Origin of the sequence: Pantoea sp. S61 (genome assembly GCF_016625145.1) — a bacterium.
Lineage (GTDB): Bacteria > Pseudomonadota > Gammaproteobacteria > Enterobacterales > Enterobacteriaceae > Pantoea > Pantoea rwandensis_B.
In genome coordinates, this window is sequence record NZ_JACVUO010000003.1 from 199,325 (window position 1) to 220,545 (window position 21,221).

Annotated in this window: 17 protein-coding genes; 8 read left to right on the forward strand and 9 right to left on the reverse strand. The window is 54.4% G+C overall.

Going from position 1 to position 21,221, the window contains the following annotated elements:
• Positions 1 to 60: 60 nt before the first annotated feature.
• The 5 genes from dcp to guaD form a co-directional block, all read right to left on the reverse strand.
• Positions 61 to 2,112 carry a peptidyl-dipeptidase Dcp gene (gene dcp / locus IAE30_RS08955; RefSeq protein ID WP_200538659.1) on the reverse strand — a complete coding sequence of 684 codons (2,052 nt, stop codon included), beginning with the start codon at positions 2,110 to 2,112 and terminating at the stop codon, positions 61 to 63.
• 73 nt (positions 2,113 to 2,185) lie between these two features.
• A complete protein-coding gene (gene xdhC, locus IAE30_RS08960; RefSeq protein WP_038646928.1) occupies positions 2,186 to 2,968 on the reverse strand; it encodes a xanthine dehydrogenase accessory protein XdhC in 783 nt (260 codons plus the stop codon).
• Positions 2,955 to 5,321: a xanthine dehydrogenase molybdopterin binding subunit gene (gene xdhB, locus IAE30_RS08965; protein ID WP_200538658.1), complete on the reverse strand. Its 2,367-nt coding sequence runs from the start codon at positions 5,319 to 5,321 to the stop codon at positions 2,955 to 2,957. The genes xdhC and xdhB overlap by 14 nt, the downstream gene beginning before the upstream one ends.
• Entirely contained in the window at positions 5,311 to 6,753 is a 1,443-nt protein-coding gene (gene xdhA / locus IAE30_RS08970) for a xanthine dehydrogenase small subunit (RefSeq protein WP_200538657.1), read from the reverse strand. Before xdhA ends, xdhB begins: the two co-directional genes overlap by 11 nt.
• The gene (guaD, locus tag IAE30_RS08975) at positions 6,750 to 8,078 is read right to left on the reverse strand and encodes a guanine deaminase (RefSeq protein WP_200679312.1); all 1,329 of its coding nucleotides are present in this window, start codon (positions 8,076 to 8,078) and stop codon (positions 6,750 to 6,752) included. The genes xdhA and guaD overlap by 4 nt, the downstream gene beginning before the upstream one ends.
• Before the next feature lie 492 nt (positions 8,079 to 8,570).
• Here guaD and IAE30_RS08980 point away from each other — a divergent pair, with 492 nt between their 5' ends.
• Together IAE30_RS08980 and ydfG are read left to right on the forward strand one after the other, a co-directional pair.
• A complete protein-coding gene (locus IAE30_RS08980; RefSeq protein WP_234472709.1) occupies positions 8,571 to 10,496 on the forward strand; it encodes a methyl-accepting chemotaxis protein in 1,926 nt (641 codons plus the stop codon).
• Between the two features lie 526 nt (positions 10,497 to 11,022).
• Positions 11,023 to 11,769 (forward strand): bifunctional NADP-dependent 3-hydroxy acid dehydrogenase/3-hydroxypropionate dehydrogenase YdfG, encoded by a 747-nt coding sequence (ydfG, locus tag IAE30_RS08985; RefSeq protein ID WP_200679314.1) that lies wholly within the window; start codon positions 11,023 to 11,025, stop codon positions 11,767 to 11,769.
• A 34-nt stretch (positions 11,770 to 11,803) separates the two neighbouring features.
• On the opposite strand, the gene IAE30_RS08990 is transcribed toward ydfG, so the two are convergent.
• Positions 11,804 to 12,133, reverse strand: coding sequence for a YnfA family protein (locus tag IAE30_RS08990; RefSeq protein WP_081946728.1), 330 nt, complete (start codon positions 12,131 to 12,133; stop codon positions 11,804 to 11,806).
• A 130-nt stretch (positions 12,134 to 12,263) separates the two neighbouring features.
• Between IAE30_RS08990 and IAE30_RS08995 the strand changes: the two genes are divergently transcribed.
• Positions 12,264 to 12,599, forward strand: coding sequence for a DUF1283 family protein (locus tag IAE30_RS08995; protein WP_200538655.1), 336 nt, complete (start codon positions 12,264 to 12,266; stop codon positions 12,597 to 12,599).
• A 52-nt stretch (positions 12,600 to 12,651) separates the two neighbouring features.
• Positions 12,652 to 12,948, forward strand: coding sequence for a DUF1161 domain-containing protein (locus tag IAE30_RS09000; RefSeq protein ID WP_038646911.1), 297 nt, complete (start codon positions 12,652 to 12,654; stop codon positions 12,946 to 12,948).
• A gap of 31 nt (positions 12,949 to 12,979) precedes the next feature.
• On the opposite strand, the gene IAE30_RS09005 is transcribed toward IAE30_RS09000, so the two are convergent.
• Positions 12,980 to 14,440 (reverse strand): MDR family MFS transporter, encoded by a 1,461-nt coding sequence (locus IAE30_RS09005; RefSeq protein WP_200538654.1) that lies wholly within the window; start codon positions 14,438 to 14,440, stop codon positions 12,980 to 12,982.
• A gap of 384 nt (positions 14,441 to 14,824) precedes the next feature.
• Here IAE30_RS09005 and IAE30_RS09010 point away from each other — a divergent pair, with 384 nt between their 5' ends.
• Genes IAE30_RS09010 through osmV form a run of 4 tightly spaced genes read left to right on the forward strand, consistent with a single transcriptional unit; the run spans position 14,825 to position 18,277 of the window.
• A complete protein-coding gene (locus IAE30_RS09010) occupies positions 14,825 to 15,541 on the forward strand; it encodes an ABC transporter permease (protein ID WP_038646907.1) in 717 nt (238 codons plus the stop codon).
• Between the two features lie 46 nt (positions 15,542 to 15,587).
• A complete protein-coding gene (locus IAE30_RS09015) occupies positions 15,588 to 16,484 on the forward strand; it encodes a glycine betaine ABC transporter substrate-binding protein (RefSeq protein WP_200679481.1) in 897 nt (298 codons plus the stop codon).
• A gap of 9 nt (positions 16,485 to 16,493) precedes the next feature.
• A complete protein-coding gene (gene osmW, locus IAE30_RS09020) occupies positions 16,494 to 17,141 on the forward strand; it encodes an osmoprotectant ABC transporter permease OsmW (RefSeq protein ID WP_034823432.1) in 648 nt (215 codons plus the stop codon).
• Positions 17,141 to 18,277 carry an osmoprotectant ABC transporter ATP-binding protein OsmV gene (osmV, locus tag IAE30_RS09025; RefSeq protein ID WP_200679316.1) on the forward strand — a complete coding sequence of 379 codons (1,137 nt, stop codon included), beginning with the start codon at positions 17,141 to 17,143 and terminating at the stop codon, positions 18,275 to 18,277. The genes osmW and osmV overlap by 1 nt, the downstream gene beginning before the upstream one ends.
• Positions 18,278 to 18,916: 639 nt before the next feature.
• On the opposite strand, the gene IAE30_RS09030 is transcribed toward osmV, so the two are convergent.
• Both IAE30_RS09030 and bioD read right to left on the reverse strand, forming a co-directional pair.
• Positions 18,917 to 20,287, reverse strand: coding sequence for a nucleobase:cation symporter-2 family protein (locus tag IAE30_RS09030; RefSeq protein ID WP_200679318.1), 1,371 nt, complete (start codon positions 20,285 to 20,287; stop codon positions 18,917 to 18,919).
• A gap of 176 nt (positions 20,288 to 20,463) precedes the next feature.
• On the reverse strand, positions 20,464 to 21,168 hold the full coding sequence (gene bioD / locus IAE30_RS09035) for a dethiobiotin synthase (protein ID WP_200679320.1): 705 nt from the start codon (positions 21,166 to 21,168) through the stop codon (positions 20,464 to 20,466).
• Between the last annotated feature and the right edge of the window lie 53 nt (positions 21,169 to 21,221).

Sequence of the window (21,221 nt, forward strand, 5' to 3'; positions counted from 1 at the left end):
CATACTCGTTGGAACGGTGTCCAACTTTCGGGGTTCACTTCACGCCGTGCGCCCTGCTTATCACGCCTCTTCTAGACCGCGATTCTTCAGCATCGGACCAATCTCCGGTGCTTTTCCACGCCATGCCAGCCACAGATGTTGCAGATCGCTGCTGTTACCGCGTGAAAGAATATGATCGCGGAACTGCTGGCCATTCTCGCGACTCAACCCGCCACGTTCAACAAAGGCCTGATAGCCATCATCGGCTAACATCTGCGTCCAGATATACGCGTAATAACCGGCCGCATACCCTCCGCCCCAGATATGGCGGAAATAAGTGGAGCGATAACGCGGTGGTACGGTCGCTAACGCGATCTGCTCTGCTGCCAGCGCCTGTAGTTCAAAGTGACTGACATCCTGCGGATTGTCCTGCGTGGTCAGCGAATGCCATTGCAGATCCAGTAACGCCGCCGCCAGCAGTTCGGTCATGTCGTAGCCCTTGTTGAACTTAGCTGCGCGCACCATCTTCTCGCGCAGTTCTACGGGCATCGCATCGCCACTCTGATAATGACGGGCATAGTTGGCGAACACTTTTTCATCGCTGGCCCAGTGCTCGTTAATCTGCGAAGGGAACTCGACGAAATCGCGTGGCGTAGCGGTGCCAGACAGGCTTGGATAACGTTGAGTCGCAAACAGTCCGTGCAGCGCATGGCCGAATTCGTGGAACAGTGTGATCACCTCATCCCAGCTGAGCAACGCCGGTTGCCCAGCCTGCGGTTTGGTGTAATTGCAGACGTTGTAAATCACCGGTTTGGTGCCAAGCAGCGTTGTCTGATCAACGAAGTTGCTCATCCAGGCGCCGCCGCTTTTGTTATCACGCTTGTAGAAGTCGGTATAGAACAACGCCAGTGGCGTATCGTCAGCATCGAAGATTTCATAAACGTTGACGTCCGGATGATACACCGGCAGATCGTGACGCTGCGCGAAGCGAATACCAAACAGCTGGCTGGCGGACCAGAAAACGCCCTTTTCCAGTACGTTATTCAGTTCAAAGTACGGACGGATTTGGCTCTCATCCAGGGCGTATTTGGCTTTTCTCACTTGTTCAGCATAGAAATTCCAGTCCCAGGCGCGCAGCGGGAAATTGTGGTGCTGCTGCTCAATGATCTGCTGGATGTCCGCGGCTTCTCGCTCGGCGCGGGCCCGCGCCGCCGGGACGATATTACGCATAAACGCAAAAGCAGCATCCGGCGTTTTCGCCATCTGATCCTGCATACTCCACTCCGCGTAAGTATTGAAACCCAGCAGTTTCGCCTGTTCTGCGCGCAGCTGCGCCATGCGTAACACAATCGCACGCGTATCGTTTTCATCGCCCTGTTCGCTGCGCGTCAGTGCCTGATTGAATAAGGCTTCACGCGTGGCACGCACTTCCAGCGATTGCAAGGCGGGCTGTTGCGTGGTGTTTTGTAACGGCAGCAGCCATTCGCCGTGTAATCCACGCGCTTCCGCTGCGGCTTTAGCATGGGCTAACTCTTCTTCACTCAATCCTGCCAGCGCCGCCACACTGCTCACCGTATACGCGCCCGCTTTGGTCGCCGCCAGTAGCTTGTTGCCAAAACGGGTACTCAGCGTGGCGAGTTCCTGATTACAGGCACGCAGCTGAGCTTTATCCGCATCGCTCAGACTGGCACCGGCCAGCTGGAAGTGCTGCCAGGTGACTTCCACCAGACGCATCGACTCTGCATCCGGGCAGGCAGAACCGCGATGCTGGTACACGTTGTCGAGACGGGCAAACAGCTGGCTGTTCAGATGGATCTCATCACTCAGCGCGGTGAGTTTAGGGGTGATCAGTTCTTCCACTTCCTGCAACACCTCACTGGTGTTCGCCGACGTCATGGCCCCAAACACCAGATTAACGCGGTTCAGCAACTGCCCGCTGCGCTCCAGGGCTTCATAGGTGTTGGCAAAAGTGGCCGGTTCAGGATTATTGGCGATGGCGGCAATTTCCTGACGTTTTTCTTCGATACCCGCTTCGAGAGCCGGGAGAAAATCGGCTTCCTCAATCAGGTCAAAAGGCGGAGTTTGATAGGGCAATGCACTGACGGTGAAAAACGGATTGGCTCGTGAAGTCATTATCGCTCCTGATAATCAGCAACGCCGCAACCAGTGCGGCGGGATGCTTCTATCCTGGCAGTTTCAACGTCACTCAACAACCGCTCTGCTGGTGCTGATACACAGAGATGATTTCGCCCGCCACCGCCACGGCAATTTCGGCTGGCAGTTTGCCTTTGACATCCGGCAGGCCGAGCGGGCAGCGCAGCCGCGCCAGTGCATCCGCCGCGATCCCTTTGCCTTCCAGCCGATAGCGAAAGCGCTGCGCTTTGGTCGCAGAACCAATAACGCCGGCATAGCGAAAATCACCGCGCCGCAAAATGGCTTCACTTAGGGCCAAATCGAGCGGATGGTCGTGGGTCATCACAATGAAATAGCTGTCCGGTGCGGCCTCTTTGACGCAATCGATCGGGTCTTCCACCTGACGCACGGTGACGCCCGGTGGCACATGGCGAAACTGGGCGGCGCGGCTATCGATCCAGGTTATGTGACAGGGTAACGTTGCCAGCAAGTTAACCAGCGCCTGCCCGACATGGCCCGCGCCATACAGCTGGATTTCAGGCTGCTGCTGCATCAGCGGTTCAAACAGCAGCGTGGCATGCCCGCCGCAGCACTGGCCGAGCCGCGCGGCCAGGGCAAACTCTTCACTGCGCGGCTGCTGACAACGCTGCTCCAGCATGTCGCGCGCCAGCGCAATGCACTGATATTCCAGATGGCCGCCGCCGATAGTGAGATAAGTTTCGCTGGCGCTGACCACCATTTTACTGCCGCGATCGCGCGGTACAGAGCCGCGTTGGGTCAGCACGGTGACTAAAACGCAGCTCTCACGTTTCTCTCGCAAACTGTGCAATACAGCGATCCAGTCATGATAAATCATCATCCGCTCCTGAGAGGCGCTGCACGCCCCAGAAAACGCGCTCGGGCGTGGCGGGGGCATCCAGCTGCGGATGGCGGCGATAGTTATCCACGCTGGCAACCGCGTCCTGTAATGCACACCAGACCGCAATGCCCAGCATGAACGGCGGTTCACCCACGGCTTTCGAGTGGAACACCGTGTCCTGAGGATTTTTGCGATTTTCAACCAGCGTGACGCGCAAATCATGGGGGACATCGCTGATGGCGGGAATTTTGTAACTTGCCGGGCCGTCTGTCAGCAGCTTGCCCTGATCGTTCCACACCAGCTCTTCGCAGGTTAACCAGCCCATGCCCTGCACGAAACCGCCCTCTACTTGCCCGATATCCAGTGCCGGATTGAGCGAAGCACCGACGTCATGCAGGATATCCGCACGCAGCAAACGGTATTCGCCGGTTAAGGTATCCATCAGCACTTCACAGCACGCTGCGCCATAAGCGAAGTAATAGAAGGGTTTGCCACGCCCAGCGTTGCGGTCGTAATGGATGCCGGGCACTTTGTAAAAACCGGTGGCGGATAAGGGCACCTGATTCAGCCACGCCTGTTGCGCCACCTGGGCAAAGGTAAAGTGCTGCTCGCCCACGCGCACAATCCCATTGCTGAAGGAGACGGCGTCGGCCAGGCATTGGTGCTGCTGACAGAGCATCTCTGTCATGCGATCGCGCAATATCTGCGCGGCGTTTTGCGCGGCTTTGCCGTTGAGATCGGCGCCGCTGGAGGCCGCCGTCGGTGAAGTATTAGGGACTTTACCGGTATCGGTTGCCGTGACCTGAATCTGGCTGATATCGATTTGCAGCACTTCCGCGACAATCTGCGCCACCTTGGTATTCAATCCCTGGCCCATTTCGGTGCCGCCGTGGTTGAGCTGCACCGTGCCATCGGTGTAGATCAAAATTAAGGCACCGGCCTGATTAAGAAAGCTGGAGGTAAATGAGATACCAAATTTCACCGGCGTTAAGGCCAACCCGCGTTTCATAAAACGATGACTGGCGTTAAACGCTGTGATGTCCGCACGGCGTGTCGCGTAATCGCTGCTGGCTTCAAGCTGTTCCGTTATCTCCATCAGCAGATTATCTTCCACCTGCTGATGGTAATGGGTGATGTTGCGATCCTGCTTGCCGTAATAGTTGCGCTTACGCAGTTCGAGCGGGTCCAACCCGCGCTCGCGGGCGATATGGTCCATGATCTGCTCAATCGCCACCATGCCCTGAGGCCCGCCAAAACCGCGATAGGCAGTATTAGACGCCGTGTGCGTGCGGCAGCGATAGCCGGTGATCAGTGTATCACCCAGATAGTAGGCATTGTCTGCGTGAAACATCGCACGATCGACGATCGATCCGCTCAGATCGAGGGAATAGCCGCAGTTTCCCGCCAAATCGATTTTGACACCACAGAATCGACCCTCATCATCAAAGCCCACATCGTAACGCACAAAAAAGGGATGGCGCTTACCGGTGATACGCATATCATCGCGTCGCGCCAGACGCATTTTTACCGGACGCCGTGTCTGGCGCGCGGCAATCGCACACAGGCAGGCCACACCCGCAGCCTGCGTCTCTTTACCGCCAAACCCGCCGCCCATCCGGCGCATATCAATGGTGACTTTGTTCATGGTGATGTCCATTACCTCGGCCACCAGCTTCTGCACTTCCGTCGGGTTTTGCGTCGAAGAGAAAACCTGCAGGCTGTCGTCTTCGCCTGGGATCACTAACGCGGTCTGGGTTTCCAGATAGAAATGCTCCTGGCCGCCAATATGGAATTCCCCCTGAATGCGATGCGGCGCACGCGCCAGTGCTGCATCAGCATCACCCCGTTGATGAACGTGCGGTTGCTGCACAAAGTGACGCTGCTCCAGTGCTTCTCGCACATCCAGAATCGCCGGTAACGGCTGATATTCAATGATGGCCGCGGCGGCACCGGCGCGCGCGGCTTCGGGTGAATCCGCGGCCACCGCAATCACAATTTGCCCGAGATACTCCACGCTATCCTGAGCCAGTAAGGGATCGCCCGGCTCCAGCGGGCCGACATCATTCAGGCCGGGTACATCGCGCCAGGTCAGTACGCTCACCACGCCGGGGACGGCATAGCAAGGCTGCACATCGATATGCGTGATACGCGCATGTGCATGATCACTAAGACGTGGGCAGAGATGCAGCAGGCCAGGCAGATCCGGCCTGTCATCAATGTAGATTGCCTCGCCCGTAACGTGTTTATCGGCGCTTTCATGCTTCTGACTGCGGCCCACGCCGGTTTTCATGTCGCTGGCAAACTGGCTTTTTAACAACGTTTCGCTTAATGCAGGTCGGTTATGAGACATAGCGCGCCACCTCGGTAATGGTCAGTTCGCCACAGGTATGTGCGTAATAACGACGTAGCAAATTGCGTGCAACCTGTAAGCGGTAGTCGGCGCTGGCGCGGAAATCGCTGAGCGGCTGGAAATCCTGGCTGAGCGCCGCGCAGGCTTGCTCGATGGTAGCGGGGGTCAGTGGCTGACCAGTCAGGGCAGCCTCGGCTGCGATTGCCCGTTTCGGCGTTGCTGCCATCCCGCCAAACGCCAGCCGCGCCTGCTCTACCACGCCATCCTTGAGCTGAATGTTGATGGCGATAAACACCGCCGAAATGTCATCATCCAGACGCTTAGCCACTTTCCATGCCACGAAATCAGGTGACACCGTCACTTTTGGTATCACTATCGAACGAATAAACTCTCCCGGCTGCATCACGGTTTGCCTGTAGCCAATGAAGAACTGGTCCAGCGGCACTTCACGTAGACTCTCCCCCTGCTGCAACACCAGGCGCGCATTGAGTGCCAGCAGCATGGGCGCACAATCTCCGATGGGTGAGGCATTGCCGATATTGCCGCCGAGCGTACCCTGATTACGGATCTGCAATGACGCAAAGCGTTCCAGCATGTCACTGAAGGCAGGAATTTTCGCCGCCAGGAAGTGATAACAATGATGAAGCGGCGTAGCGGCACCCAGATGAATCTCTCGATCATCTTCAGAACAGACGCTTAATTCCTCAACCTGCTCCAGCGCAATTAACAGCGGTAGACGTCGATACTGCTGGGTAATTTGCAAGGTGAGATCAGTACCGCCTGCCAACAGTCGCGCTTCAGGATACTGCTGATACAGTGCTGCAAGCTGCGCCAGGGTTTTAGGGACGAAACAACGGCTGCCGTTGGCTTCGAGAATTTGTACTTCCCGATGATTCAGCGCCTGTAAGCGCTTCACCAGTGCGGTTTCATCGGCCGTAAAGTTGTCTGCAGCGTGTTGCTCGCAGGCTTGCTGTGCGGCGGCCATAATCGGCCGATACCCCGTACAGCGGCATAAATTGCCAGCCAGCGCTTGTTCGGCCTGTGGCTGGTTCCAGCCCTGAGTATTTTTCTGCAAAGTGAACAGCGACATGACAAAGCCAGGCGTACAGTAGCCACACTGTGAGCCGTGACAATCCACCATTGCCTGCTGCACGCTATGCAGTTCACGGCCCTGCTTCAGATCTTCAACGGTGATCAGCTGTTTGCCTTGTAAGCTACTCACCAACGTCAGGCAACTGTTGATGGCTTGATACTGCATTCGCCCCGCCACCACTTTTCCCAGCGTTACTGTACAGGCGCCGCAGTCACCTGATGCGCAGCCCTCTTTGGTTCCCCGCCGCTGTTGATGGCTGCGCAGGTAGTTAAGCACGGTCAGATTCGGGTCTAAGGCCGTTTCGGTGACCAGCCGATTATTCAGTAGGAACTGGATCATGCAGTGACCTCCTCACGATCGCGCTGCCACACCGGTTTACCGCTGACCCAGGTTTGCGCAATGTTGCGATCGTCTCCCAGCGTCATCATCACAAATAAGCGTTCCCAGATATCTTTGCTGTTGGCGCTACGCAGTTTTTGCAGCGGTGAAACCGCGGGATCGATCACCACGAAATCCGCTTCTTTACCGGGATTGAAATTGCCAATTTTGTCGTCGATATCAAGCGCATGCGCACCACCCAGGGTCGCGTGGTAAAAGGCTTCGCAGGCGCTGAGCTTGTACTGCTGTAACTGCCCAACTTTGTAGGCTTCCCCTAGCGTTTGCAGCATATTGAAGGTGGTGCCGGCGCCCACATCCGTTCCGATGCCCATGCGCACACCCTGCTGCCAGCAGCGTTTAATATTAAACAGGCCACTGCCGAGGAACAGGTTCGACGTAGGACAAAAGGCAATAGAGGAATCCGTGTCGTGCAGGCATTGCCACTCGTTCTCTTCCAGATGCAGACAGTGAGCAAAAACGCTGCGTTTGCCGGTGAGCTGATGATGATGATAAACGTCGAGGTAACCATCCCGCGCCGGGAACAGCGATTTGACCCAGGCGATTTCCTGCTGATTTTCACTCAGATGCGTATGCAACCAGGTATCCGGGAACGCTTCGCGCAGCTGACGGACTTTTTCCAGCAGTTCTGGCGAGGAGGTCGGCGCGAAACGTGGCGTCAAGGCATAGCTCAGACGACCACGCTGGTGCCAGCGTTCAATCAGTTCACGTGAATCCTGATAGCTCTCTTCCGGCGTTTCTGTCAGATACTCTGGTGCGTTGCGGTCCATCATCACCTTTCCGGCAATCAGACGCATATCCAGCAGTTGCGCGGCATGAAACAGCGCATCGACCGATTGTTTGTGCACCGTGCCAAACACCAACGCCGTGGTGGTGCCGTTAGACAGCAATTGTTGCAGGAAGAAAGCCGACATCTGTGCTGCGTGATCCGGACAGTGATACTGACTCTCGACCGGAAAAGTATATTGGTTCAGCCACTCCAGCAGCTGTTCGCCGAATGCGCCAATCATCTCGGTTTGCGGATAGTGAATATGGGTATCAACAAAGCCCGGCACGATCAGCTTGCCACGCAGATCGATGACCGTGGCGGCATCAACGCGCCCTTCTGCGATCTCCCAACTTTCAAGCGACACCACCTTACCCTCGCGCAATGTCAGCAAGCCGTCTTCGAGGTAGCGCGCATGCGCAGCGATATCATCGGGCTGAGAAGCCAGTGCGGTGAAATCAAAAAAGCTGGCGCGCAGTAGCGTTTCAGAGGCGTAAGGCATAACGGTTCCTTGATAAGTAAAATTGCAATGAGTTGCCTTAAAGGTGTAGTGCAAACGCTATGCCAACGCGAAAATTAAATAATATTGTTAATTTTCAATGTGTTGTTCATTTTTTTGTAGCGCCGAAACCGTTTCTTAATCGCAATCGAATGCGCAACCGTTTGCTCACATTAGCAACCGATTGCGGAGTGATTTTGTTCCCTATCGAACAGAAATATTTGATGAGATATAGCCATAGCATTGGTTTTTATGCGCCATTGCGGTGCGGTGTTGCACGCTTTCCGTGCAGAAGATTTCCTCGCGGGGCAAATATTGAATAGCTTTAAAATTACCCTGAAATTGGCTGCTGCCATTCCGTGTCATCTCATCCTTCTCACTACAGTTTTATGCTGGGTTACCGATAACAGATACGTATTCGGAATTTTCAGTGACGCAGGACGCATTCTGGAAAAATAAACCTCAAATGTGATCCAGTTGGGTGGAAGGTCAATCATGTTAAAAACATTACGCTCGCGTTTAATCGCTATCAGCGTGGTTATTACGGCAGTATCCCTTATCGCACTTGCCACTTTTACTTACACCACGGTGCGTGGCAAGACACTTGAGAGCATTGATGAGCGGATTGGCCAGCTTTCGCGGATTCATGCCGCCGAACTGGCTGGCTGGGCAGCAGAAAAACAACGTATCACCGGATCGATCAAAACAGCGTTTGGCCGTCACGACGATGCTGTTCCTTTTCTCCGTGCTGCGATCGAAGCAGGCGAGTTTGATGATGCCTACATCGTCTATCCTGAGCCGCATTCCCATGTGTTCGTGCACCCTATGCCAGCAACCTATGATGGCAGCCAACGTCCGTGGTATCTGGAAACCGTCAAAGCCGGCCATCCGGTGTTACTGGATCCGTATGTCGATGCCTCAACGGGCAAGCTGACCATTACCTTTGCTCAGCCGATTGTGGATAACGGTAAAACATTGGGTGTAATAGGCAGTGATTTGCACCTCGATACCGTCTCCAATACGGTGAGTGCCATCCATCCACTTGAGAAGAGTTTTGCCTTCCTGGTCGACAGCAGCGGTAAACTGATTGCCGCGCCGCAAGCAGATCTGATTCTCAAGCCAGTGACCGAGTTATCACCTTCACTCGATATCAACACTATCCATAATCTGGCCAGCAATGGCGGTCATGCCGAATTGACCATCGGTGGCGAACAGCAGTTTGTTTACGCGTCTCCCGTTAAAGGGACGCCATGGTCACTGGTGATCGCCGTTGATCGTAATGAAGTGACGGCATCACTGACGACATTACAGCGTGAAAGCATCCTCATTACTCTGGTGAGTCTGATTATTACCGCGCTGATTGCCGGGCTGGTATTCAACCAGCAGTTGCGTCGCCTCGCCATTTTACGTGACGCCCTGGAAGACGTGGCTTCAGGGGAAGGTGACCTGACGCGTCGCCTGGATGTGCGTGGCGGAGATGAGCTGGCGCAGATATCAGCGGCGTTCAACCGTTTTGTTGAAAAACTCTCGGGCGTGCTGCTTCGCGTGCGTGAAGGTGCAAACAACATCGCGCTTGCCTCCAGTGAAATCAGTGGCGGTAATAATGACCTGGCCTCACGCACCGAGGAGCAAGCATCGAGCCTGGAAGAAACGGCAGCTACGTTAGAAGAGCTGACTTCAACGCTGAGCAATACCGCCAATAATACCGAGCAGGCACGCCAGTTTGTCAGCGGCGTAGCCACGGCGGTCAGAGATAACGGCACCGTGATGAACGCTGTATCCTCACGGATACAGGAGATTTCGAACGATTCGCAGAAGATGTCCGAAATCATCAAGGTGATTGATGGCATTGCATTCCAGACCAACATTCTGGCACTGAATGCCGCTGTTGAGGCTGCGCGCGCCGGAGAATCAGGCCGAGGCTTCGCGGTGGTCGCCAGCGAAGTCCGCAGTCTGGCTCAGCGAAGCGCAGGTGCTGCGCGCGAGATCAAGACACTGATTGATGACACGGTTTCACGCGTGACTTCAGGCAGAGAACTGGTCGTCAAAGCCGATCAGGGTATGACCAGCATTGTGTCTGATATCCACAACATGACGCAGTTGATTGAAGAAATCGCCCATGCCAGCCGCGAACAGAGTGAGGGTATCGGTCAAATCAATATCGCAATGGGACAAATTGACACAACCACGCAGCAGAATGCAGCGTTGGTTGAAGAGTCCGCCAGTGCCGCCCTGTCCATGTCAGAGCAGGCTGCAGTGATGGCAGAACTGGTCAGCACGTTTAAATTGATGGATAGCAATGATGCCATGACACCGAGATCTGAAAGTTTCGTCAAAAAGCCGGTTCTCTCCCCGCTAAAATCGCGCGCAGCGCTGGTAACAGCGGGCACCTCCTCGGAGGATAACTGGCGTTCCTTCTGATTCACTGAGCCAAACAGGCACCTGGTGTCGGGGTGATAAACTTCGATGCCAGGCTTGCTTTCCTTCATGACGTGGAAACAACAGACTTAATCCGGTGATGAATTGAATACCTCTCACCGCCAGCCAGATCGCACACGTCAGACTCAGCAAGTAATAAAAGCAGCTGCATGCCTTAATTCAACCAAATCAGGCAACCTGTTAGCATGAATTGACCCACGTAACACAGCGCTGCGCCCGTGCCTCCTCCCTCCGCAAAGCCAGATTGTTGTGCATGTTAAATGCCCTCCACGGTGGCTAATCCCACATTTATCGCAACGCACAAAGACCATGAGCCTGCATAGATGGTTTATGATGTATACGGTTTATGGATTGGAGAGCTGAGTGCTGCCGGGTAAATTTGCTCAACCGGGCACTCGCAAAATGATCATGCTTCCCCCGCCCATAACTCGTAGAGTTTCATTGTTGGTTTTTTAAATTTAAAATCAATTGGTTAACATTGACGTACAATTGTTTAAGGAACAGTGAGATGATTATTTTTGTCACTGGCGCCACCGCCGGTTTTGGTGAAAGCATCACCCGTCGCTTCATCGCTAATGGTCATAAAGTGATTGCCAGCGGACGTCGCGCAGAGCGTCTGAAAGAGCTGAAAGATGAGTTGGGTGCCAACCTTTACACCATTCAGTTGGATGTGCGTAATCGCGCCGCTATTGATGAAGCTATCGCTGCGCTGCCCGCAGAGTGGCGTGATATCGACGTGCTGGTGAATAACGCCGGTCTGGCATTAGGGATCGAGCCCGCGCATAAAGCCAATATTGAAGATTGGGAAAACATGATCGACACCAACAACAAAGGTTTGGTGTACATGACGCGTGCCGTGCTGCCCGCCATGGTGGAGCGCAATGTCGGTCACATCGTTAACATCGGCTCCATCGCTGGCAGCTGGCCTTATCAGGGCGGCAATGTTTATGGCGCGACCAAAGCGTTTGTGCGCCAGTTCAGCCTTAATCTGCGTACCGATTTACACGGCACCGCGCTGCGCGTCACCGATATCGAGCCGGGCTTAGTGGGCGGCACCGAGTTTTCTAATGTGCGCTTCAAAGGCGACGATGGGCGTGCAGATGCCGTTTACGAAGGCACCACCGCGCTGACAGCGGAAGATGTCACTGAGGCGGTATATTGGGTCACGACACTGCCTAAACACGTCAATATCAATACGCTGGAAATCATGCCGGTCTCCCAGACGCTTGCAGGTCTGAAAGTGCATAAAGGCTGATTGTTGCCATGGGCGCACAGGTTGCGCCCTTCACTTACGCCCGGCCCCAACCGGCAACAATAATCAACATACCGCTAAACGCCACCAACGCGCCAACCCAATCCCACGTACTCAGTTTGACGCCATCCACCACGCGCAGCCAAATCAGCGCCGTCACAACATAAACACCACCGTAAGCCGCGTATACCCGGCCACTTGCCGCCGGATGGAGGGTCAGTAGCCAGACAAACAGCGCCAGACTTATCGCTGCAGGAAGTAATAGCCACGCGCTCATTCCCTTCTTCAGCCACAGCCACGGCAGGAAACAGCCGACAATTTCGGCAATTGCAGTCAAAAAAAACAGCAAAGTGGTTTTCACCAGCATAGAAAATCTCTCTCTCGCCTAAACAAAAGGCTCACCGCTGGTGAGCAAAGTTGCAGCGATGATATACTAGCCCTCATGGTTGTAACAGCCGGGTTTCTGGCTGTGCTGGTGTTAACTAAAGGAAATCACAATGAAAAACCTGTTTTCTCTCCTGCTGACTGTGACGTTAACCTGCGGCGCGCTGCTGACTGCACCGCTGGCATCGGCCCAAACTGACCGCCTGATCATTGAGAATGGCAACAGTGCTTCCAGCAACGAAGCCGCGCGTCAAAGCAAAGAGCAGTGGAACGACACCAAAAATCTGCGCAACAAAGTGAATACGCGCGTGGAGAAAGAGTTCGATAAAACCGATAAGGCTTTTGACACCCGTGATAACTGCGAGAAGAGCTATAACGTCAATGCGTACTGGGAACCGAACACCTTGCGCTGCCTAGATCGTCGTACCGGCCGTACGGTCGCACCTTAATTCGCTGTTGCTGCTATAGTTTTCAAGGGAATTCAGAACCAAGGAGAGTGTGATGAAAAAGCGTAATGCAGTGATGTTGATGGCAATGCTGGTGTTGCCGGTGCTGGCACAGGCTTCCTGTGAAAGTGTCAAAGCAGATATCAGCAAGAAAATCGTCAGTAATGGCGTGGCCGAATCAGACTTCACGCTGGATATTGTGCCTAACGATCAGGCCGATCAAGCGGGCGGTCAGGTGGTGGGTCACTGCGAAAATGACAGCCAGAAAATCGTGTATAAGAAAAACGGCCGCGACAGCGAAAGTGATGTCCCGGCCAGCGCAGGCAGTTCACAGGATGCCCCTGCGCAGTAACACTGAATGGGCGGCTGATGGCCGCCCTTTTTCATTCCGCTTCAGGCCGCTGGCGCGGCATTAACCACGCAATCCACAACGTCAACATCGCAATGGCTAACGCCACCACAAATACCCAGTGCAGCGAAGCGGCGATCTGATCTGTCCACTGATGCAACGTCGCTTCGGACAGTGACTGACGGCTTTCATGTGACATGATTTGCTGCATCGGATCGTGGGCCTGCGGCAGACGCTGAGCAAGATTGAAGTTCAGTACCGCCCCCATCAGCGCAGTACCAATCGCCGAACCCAGCATTCGACTAAACATAATTGACGCAGTGCAAATGCCACGAATGTCGTAGTGCGCATGGTTTTGCACCGACACCAGGAAGGTGGTGCTGGTCATGCCCATACCCGTGCCAATGACAAAGGCAGTCAGCCCGGCTTGCATAATCGAACTGTCGGCTCGCAACAGCAGTAGCAGCGCGCTGCCCGCAATCAATAACAAGGCTCCCAGCTGCGCGGTAAAGCGATAGGACGTGACTAACATCAAACGACCACTCAGCGTGCTGGCTAACGGCCAGCCAATCGACATCATCGCCAGCGCACTCCCCGCCTGCAGCGGTGTACCGCCAGTAATACCCTGAATCCACGTTGGCAGAAAAGCGCTGATGCCCATCATGGTGGCGCCAATGATCAAATTACCGGCATTGCCTGCCAGAATGAGACGGCTACGCCAGATGGCGAGAGGAAACAGCGGCGCCTCAGCACGTTGCTCGTGCTGCTTTAATTGCCAGCCCGCCAGAAGCGCTAATAATAAGAAAGCCAGCAGCCAATAGCCAAGGGCATCCGCCTGCAATAGCGCAACCAATAACGCGGTGACGCAGATCATCAGCCAGCAGCTGCCGGTAAGATTCAGGGTTGCCCCTTTGTGATGTTCACGCGCCGGTAAAAAACGCGCTAACAGCAGCATGGAAAACAGGCCAATCGGCACGTTCACCCAGAAAATCACCGACCAGTTAAAGTGCTGTACCAGCCAGGCTCCGCTCAGTGGCCCAATGATAGCCGCGACACCCCAAACGCTGGAGAGCCAGCCCTGCACATTGGCTCGTTCACGCGGAGAATAGATGTCAGCCACAATGGTGCTGGTGAGCGGCATAATCGCGCCTGCCCCCAGCCCCTGAAAGGCGCGGAACAGTATTAACCACGTCATGGTGTGCGCAAACCCGCACAATATCGAACCCATCAGGAACAGCGAGACGCCAATGAAGAAGAGCCGTTTGCGGCCCCACATATCAGCGAGCCGTCCATACAGTGGTACGCTCACCGCCTGCGTCAGCAAATAGATCGAGAAAACCCAGCCAAACTGCGAAAACCCACCGAGTTCAGCAATGATGGTTGGCATCGCGGTCGCCACAATGGTGACTTCAATCGCAGCCATAAACATGGCTAGCATGCAGGCGATAAGGATCCAGTGGCGATGTTCCGTGTTCAATTCTGCAGTTTCAGTCATACGTCTCCCTTTTTTCTCTCAAGGCTAGCTGATTTTCCATCAGATGAGTTTCCTCTGTGTGCGCCTGAAAAGTGACAATGTCACTCAATTCGATGAATTTTTTTTATTGTCAGATGATGCCTTATTTCATGCGGGTTAAGCAGGTTTTATCCCCCCTTCTATCTGTCTGATTTTGCCGTAAAAACTGGCGCATTACGCTAAGCATTGCTATAGCTTTTAACGACACTTTCCAGTTATTCACTGTAAAAGCAGCATCTAATAGTCATTTTATCTGCAATTTAATGCGGTGCGGGATTTTCGTATGTGACCCTTTCTTCACTACACCCTAAACCGTGAAATGACATAACGAGATCGAACAATTTGTCGAATCAGGGAGACTCTCGCATGCACAATGCATCGCTCATTAGTAGAGCCGGGCTAGCACTGCTGGCCATCGTCGCGGTGATTGCCCTGCTGGTTTGGGGAATCGGGCTGAATACGCTGCGCGACCGGCAAGAAGACTTAATCTATCTCGGCCAACAGCATCTGTTTTTAGTGTTTTGGTCAATGTTTTTTGCTCTGCTGATTGGTATTCCGAGCGGGGTATTACTGAGCCGCCCGTTCGCCCGCCGCTGGGCTGAGTATGTGATGCAGATCTTTAACGTCGGAAATACGTTGCCGCCGCTGGCGGTATTGGCATTAGCAATGGTCATCGTCGGGATTGGCGATCGCCCTGCGTTAATCGCCCTGTTTCTCGCCTCATTGCTGCCGATTGTGCGTAATACCTTTGCCGGTTTGAGCGCGGTGCCGCCGTCGCTGATTGAAGCCGCCAACGGTATCGGCATGACCAAATTCCAGCGTCTACTTCAGGTGGAAATTCCCAATGCACTGCCGGTGATTCTGGCGGGCGTACGCATCGCGACTGCCATTAACGTGGGAACAGCGCCGCTGGCTTTCCTGATCGGTGCCAGCAGCTATGGTGAACTGATTTTCCCCGGCATTTACCTCAATGACTTCCCAACGTTGATCCTTGGTGCCGTGGCCACCGCCCTGTTTGCACTGATCCTCGATTTGCTGCTGGCAGCCCTCGGACGTTTCCTCAGCCCGCACTCTGCGGCTTAACACAAGGAGCTAAGTGATGGGTATCACGTACAACTTAACGCGCTGGATGAAGCACTCAGCGCTGGCACTGGCCGCCACACTGGCCATCAGCCAATCCGCCGCTGCGGCCACACCACTTGTGATGGCAACGAAGAGCTTTACCGAACAGCACATCCTGTCTGCCATGACCGTGCTCTGGCTGCAAAAGAAAGGTTTTCAGGTGGTCCCCAAGACCAATATCGCCACGACTATCGGCCGCAATGCGATGATCAACAAGCAAATTGACATGACCTGGGAGTACACCGGTACTTCGCTGATCATCTTCAATCACATCAACAAACCGATGTCCTCAGAAGAAGCCTATAAAACCGTCAAACAGCTCGATGCCAAACTGGGGCTGATCTGGCTTGACCCCGCGCCAATGAATAATACCTATGCATTTGCCATGCAGCGTGACCGTGCAAACAAAGAAGGCATCAGCACCATGTCACAGCTGGTGGCGAAGCTGGAGCAGGTGCGCAAAACTGACCCAGACCACAACTGGAAACTCGGTCTCGATTTAGAGTTTTCTGGCCGCTCCGATGGTCTCAAGCCATTACAGAAAGCCTATAACATGCCGCTGGATCGCCCGCAGATTCGCCAGATGGACCCGGGATTGGTGTACAACGCGGTACGCGATGGCTTTGTCGATGCGGGCTTGATTTACACCACTGACGGACGAGTCAAAGGCTTCGATCTCAAGGTATTGGAGGACGATAAGCACTTCTTCCCGAGTTACAACGTCACGCCTGTCGTGCGCCAGGATGTGCTGGAAAGCCATCCGGGATTGGACGCGGCCCTCAATCAACTCTCACCGCTGATCTCCGACGAAGCGATCACCGAGATGAATAAACGTGTTGATATCGATCACCAGTCACCGCAGCAGGTGGCGCGTGATTTCCTTCAATCGAAAAACATGCTGTAAGGAGGCGTCATGGAGACTTTGCATTACATCATGAGTAACTGGCACACCCTGATGGCGTTAACCTGGCAGCATACCTGGCTGGTGCTGGTGGCGGTGGGATTCGCCATCATCGTTGGCGTGCCGTTGGGTATTTTGATTGTGCGTTTCAAATGGCTGGCAACGCCAGTGCTCGGTATCGCCACCATTGTACTGACCATTCCGACCATTGCGCTGTTTGGTCTGATGATTCCGCTGTTTTCTATGATCGGTCAGGGTATTGGTGCTTTGCCCGCTATCTGCGCGGTATTTCTCTATTCCCTGCTGCCGATTGTGCGTAACACCCATACCGCACTGGAGAATTTGTCACCGGGCTTGCGTGAAGCCGGCCGCGGTATTGGCATGACATTCTGGCAGCGCCTGCGCTGGGTGGAGATTCCCATGGCGCTGCCGGTGATCTTCGGCGGTATTCGTACTGCCGTGGTGATGAACGTCGGCGTCATGGCGATTGCTGCTGTGATAGGCGCAGGTGGATTGGGCTTACAGCTGCTGGATGGCATCAGCGGCAGTGACGTGCGCATGCTGATTGCGGGCGCACTGATGATTTGTTTATTAGCGATTGTGCTTGATTGGCTACTGCACCGTTTGCAGTCGGCGCTGACTCCTAAGGGGATTCGATAATGATAAAACTGGAAAACCTGACGAAAACCTTTACGCAAAAGAACGGCACCGCGTTTAACGCCGTGGATAACGTCAGCCTGGAAGTGCCTGCCGGAGAGATGTGTGTGCTGCTCGGCCCTTCCGGTTGCGGCAAAACCACCACGCTGAAGATGATCAACCGTCTGATTCCTGCCAGCAGCGGTAAGATATTGATCAACGGCGAAGACACCAGTGGGCAGGATACCGTCACGCTGCGTCGTAATATTGGCTATGTGATTCAGCAGATTGGTCTGTTTCCCAATATGACTATCGAAGAGAACATTACCGTGGTGCCGCGTATGCTGGGCTGGGATAAAAAGCGCTGTCGCGAACGGGCGACTGAATTGATGAGCATGGTGGCGCTCGACCCCAGCAAATTCCTGCATCGCTATCCACGAGAGATGTCAGGCGGTCAGCAGCAGCGTATCGGCGTGATCCGCGCGCTGGCGGCTGATCCACCGGTGCTGCTGATGGATGAACCTTTCGGTGCTGTCGACCCGATCAACCGTGAAGTGATTCAGAATGAGTTTCTTGAGATGCAGCGCCAGCTGAAGAAAACCGTGATGCTGGTGAGCCATGATATCGATGAAGCACTCAAACTGGGCGATCGCATCGCGGTGTTTGGTCAGGGCAAGATCGTGCAATGCGCCAGTCCCGACGAACTGCTGGCGAAACCGGCCAATGATTTCGTCGGTTCCTTTGTGGGCCAGGATCGTACGCTGAAACGTCTGCTGCTGGTGCAGGCGGGTGACGTCACCGATCAACAGCCGACCATCACCGTTAAGCGCAGCACTCCGTTGCAGGAGGCTTTCGCCACTATGGATGACAACGATATGCGATCGGTCACCGTGGTGGATAATGATGGCAAGCCGCAGGGGTTTGTGAAACGTCGCGAAGCGCGTAATGCCACCGGAAGCTGCGAGGAGATGCTGCATACCTTCAAGGTGACGGGCAAAGCGGAAGAGAACCTGCGCGTGGTGCTATCAAAGCTGTATGAGCACAACACTGTCTGGATGCCGATCGTGGATGAGGAAGGTCGCTACAGCGGTGAGATTTCGCAGGACTATATCGCGGATTACCTCAGCTCAGGACGTACGCGCCGTAGGTTGAATCCTTAGCAAACGCACAATGGCTGAATCTTAAGGAACAGTGCACGACAGCCCGAATGCAGACAAACCGCACAACAGCTGAATTTTAGGGCAAATCGCACGAAAGCCCGAACGCAAACAAACCGCACGACAGCTGAAACGTTGGAAGAGGCGGCAGAGGAGTAAAGCGTCCTGCGCCAGGGATGGCGCGGGCCGAGCCCCAGGGATGGTTTACGGCGTCTTTACGATCTGCCGCCTCTTCCGACGTACGCACCGACTCACAGCCAGTGGTTTGGATCCCCACCTCTTACGACATACGCACAGGCAGCGGTTTAGACCCCCACCTATCCCAGCGCACGCACAATTTCAAAGTCAAATCGCACACTGGACGAATCTCAGGGCAAATCGCACAGCAGTCTGAATCCAGAAAGCCGCACAACAGCTAAAACGTTGGAAGAGGCGGCAGAAGAGTAAAAGCGTCCTGCGCCAGAGATGGCGCGGGCCGAGCCCCAGGGATGGTTTACGGCGTCTTTACGATCTGCCGCCTCTTCCGACGTACGCACCGACTCACAGTAAGTGGTTTAGATCCCCACCTCTTCCGACGTACGCACCGACTCACAGCCAGCGGTTTAAATCCCCACTTCTTCCGACGTACGCACAGACTCAAAATCAGTGATTTTCCTCTACCGCATTAACCACCCGTTCATCCCCGCGTTCCGATGGCAACACAATATTCAGCAGCATCGCCAGAATGCCACCCGTGGTCACCGCATGACCAAACAGATTACTCACCAATGATGGCAACTGTTTCAACACCTCGGGTACCGCTTCCACACCTAAACCAATGCCAAATGACACCGCGACGATTAACATCTCACGGCGGCCCAACGGTGATTGCGTCATCACACGAATACCTGCCGCCACTACACTGCCAAACATCACCAGGGTCGCGCCACCAAGGACCGGCGCAGGGATTTGCTGCAGCACATTGCCGATCACCGGAAACACGCCCAACAGCAATAACATCAGGCCAATCACCATGCCAACATAACGGCTGGCCACACCGGTCATCTGAATCACGCCGTTATTCTGCGCAAAAGTGGTGTTAGGGAATGCCGAAAACATCGCGGCAAACAGGCAGCTCATACCATCTGCCAGAATGCCGCCCTGCAAACGACGTTGAAAACCTTCACCCTCAATCGGTTGTTGTGAGATCAGGCAATTCGCTGTCAAATCTCCTACCGCCTCAATCACGCAAATCACCGACACCAGCGCAATCGGCACGAAAATGCTCCAGCTAAAATCAAAGCCAAAGCGGAAAAATGAAGGCAAAACCAACCAGGAGCCGGAGGCCATCGGTTTGATGGGCAGATGGCCGGTCAGTGCCGCCGCCAGACAACCCACGGCGATGCCTGCCACCACCGCAACCAGACGCATCCAGCGATTTTGGGAACGGTTGAGCACAATGATCACCAGCAGCGTCAGCGCGCCCAGCGCCAGATTCCCCGGAGCGCCAAAGTCAGCGGCGTTATGCCCGCCTGCCCAATCTGTGATGCTAACTTTAATCAGGCTGATGCCGATCAAGGTGATCACCGTGCCGGTCACCACCGGCGTCAGCACTTTCTTCAACGGCGCTACGCAACGGCTGATCAACATCGGAATAAACGCTGCCACGAAGTTGCAGCCCATGATCATCGCCATCACAGCTTCCGGTGAACCGCCCTGCGCTTTCACCATCAAACCACCGGACAAAATGACACCCAGAAAGGCAAAGCTGGTGCCTTGCAGGCAAATCATGCCCGCCCCAATCCCCATAAAGCGACGCGCCTGCAGAAACGTCCCTAAACCGGAAACCAGCAAAGACATGCTGATCAGATACGGAATGTAAGTCTGCAATCCGAGGATTGAACCAATAATCAGTGGCGGCGTAATGATCCCCACCACGCTGGCAAGGACGTGCTGCAACGCAGCGAAAAAGGCGGGAACAGGACCAATACGGGCATCAAGCCCATACAATAAACCTTTTGGGGAGTGTGACATAAGTGTGCTCCGGCAGAATATTCATCAGCAGGGCTGATGCATAATTCACGCCAGTGGCACTCATAATGAGGAAAAATTTTATAACAGAATGAAAATAATAGGATTTAAGTAGGATGTTCTCGGATGCTGAATCCGAAACCTTAGATTCAGCCACCGATCATTTGCATCACTTCGTTTCATCCTGCCGCAAGCTGCGCACTGTCATCGTGCATCAGTGTCTCGTCCAGCAGAGAAATATCCAGATAACCGCTCAGCTCGCGCTGCTCAGCACGGGGTAAATAAGGCAACTCGCCCAGCAGTGGCGCGCCCAGTTTTTCACGCAGAACATCAATGATTTCAGCGTAATGCGCTAATCCCGGATTAATACGATTGGCGACCCAACCCGCTAAAGGCAGACCATCGCGTGCAATGGCATCGGCGGTCAGTAAAGCATGGCTAATGCAACCTTCCTTAATGCCCACCACCAGGACGACCGGCAGTTGTTCCTGTTGAACCCAACTGGACAACGGTTGCAGATCATTCATCAAACTGCGCCATCCACCGGTGCCTTCCACCACTACCCGCGCAGCCTGACTTTTTAACTGCTCAAGGCAGCGGCTCAGCAACGGATAATCCATTCGCACCGATGCGCTGGTACTGATTTCATCTTCTTCCAGCGTAATGGGATTCACCGCAGGGTACGGCAGTTCAAGACCCGACGCCTGCTGCAACAGCAAAGCATCCTTATTACGCAACCCGTCAGGCGTGTGCTGTGCACTCCTGGCAACAGGTTTGTAGCCTGCGGCACAGAGACCCGCTTTGGCAAAACACTGCAGCAGTGCGCGTGACACGACGGTTTTACCCACCGCAGTGTCGGTACCGGTGACAAAGATTGTTTTCACCTTACTCCTCCTTCGTTGAAGCGATGTGTAACCTGCGAAGAAGGCAGTTTAAG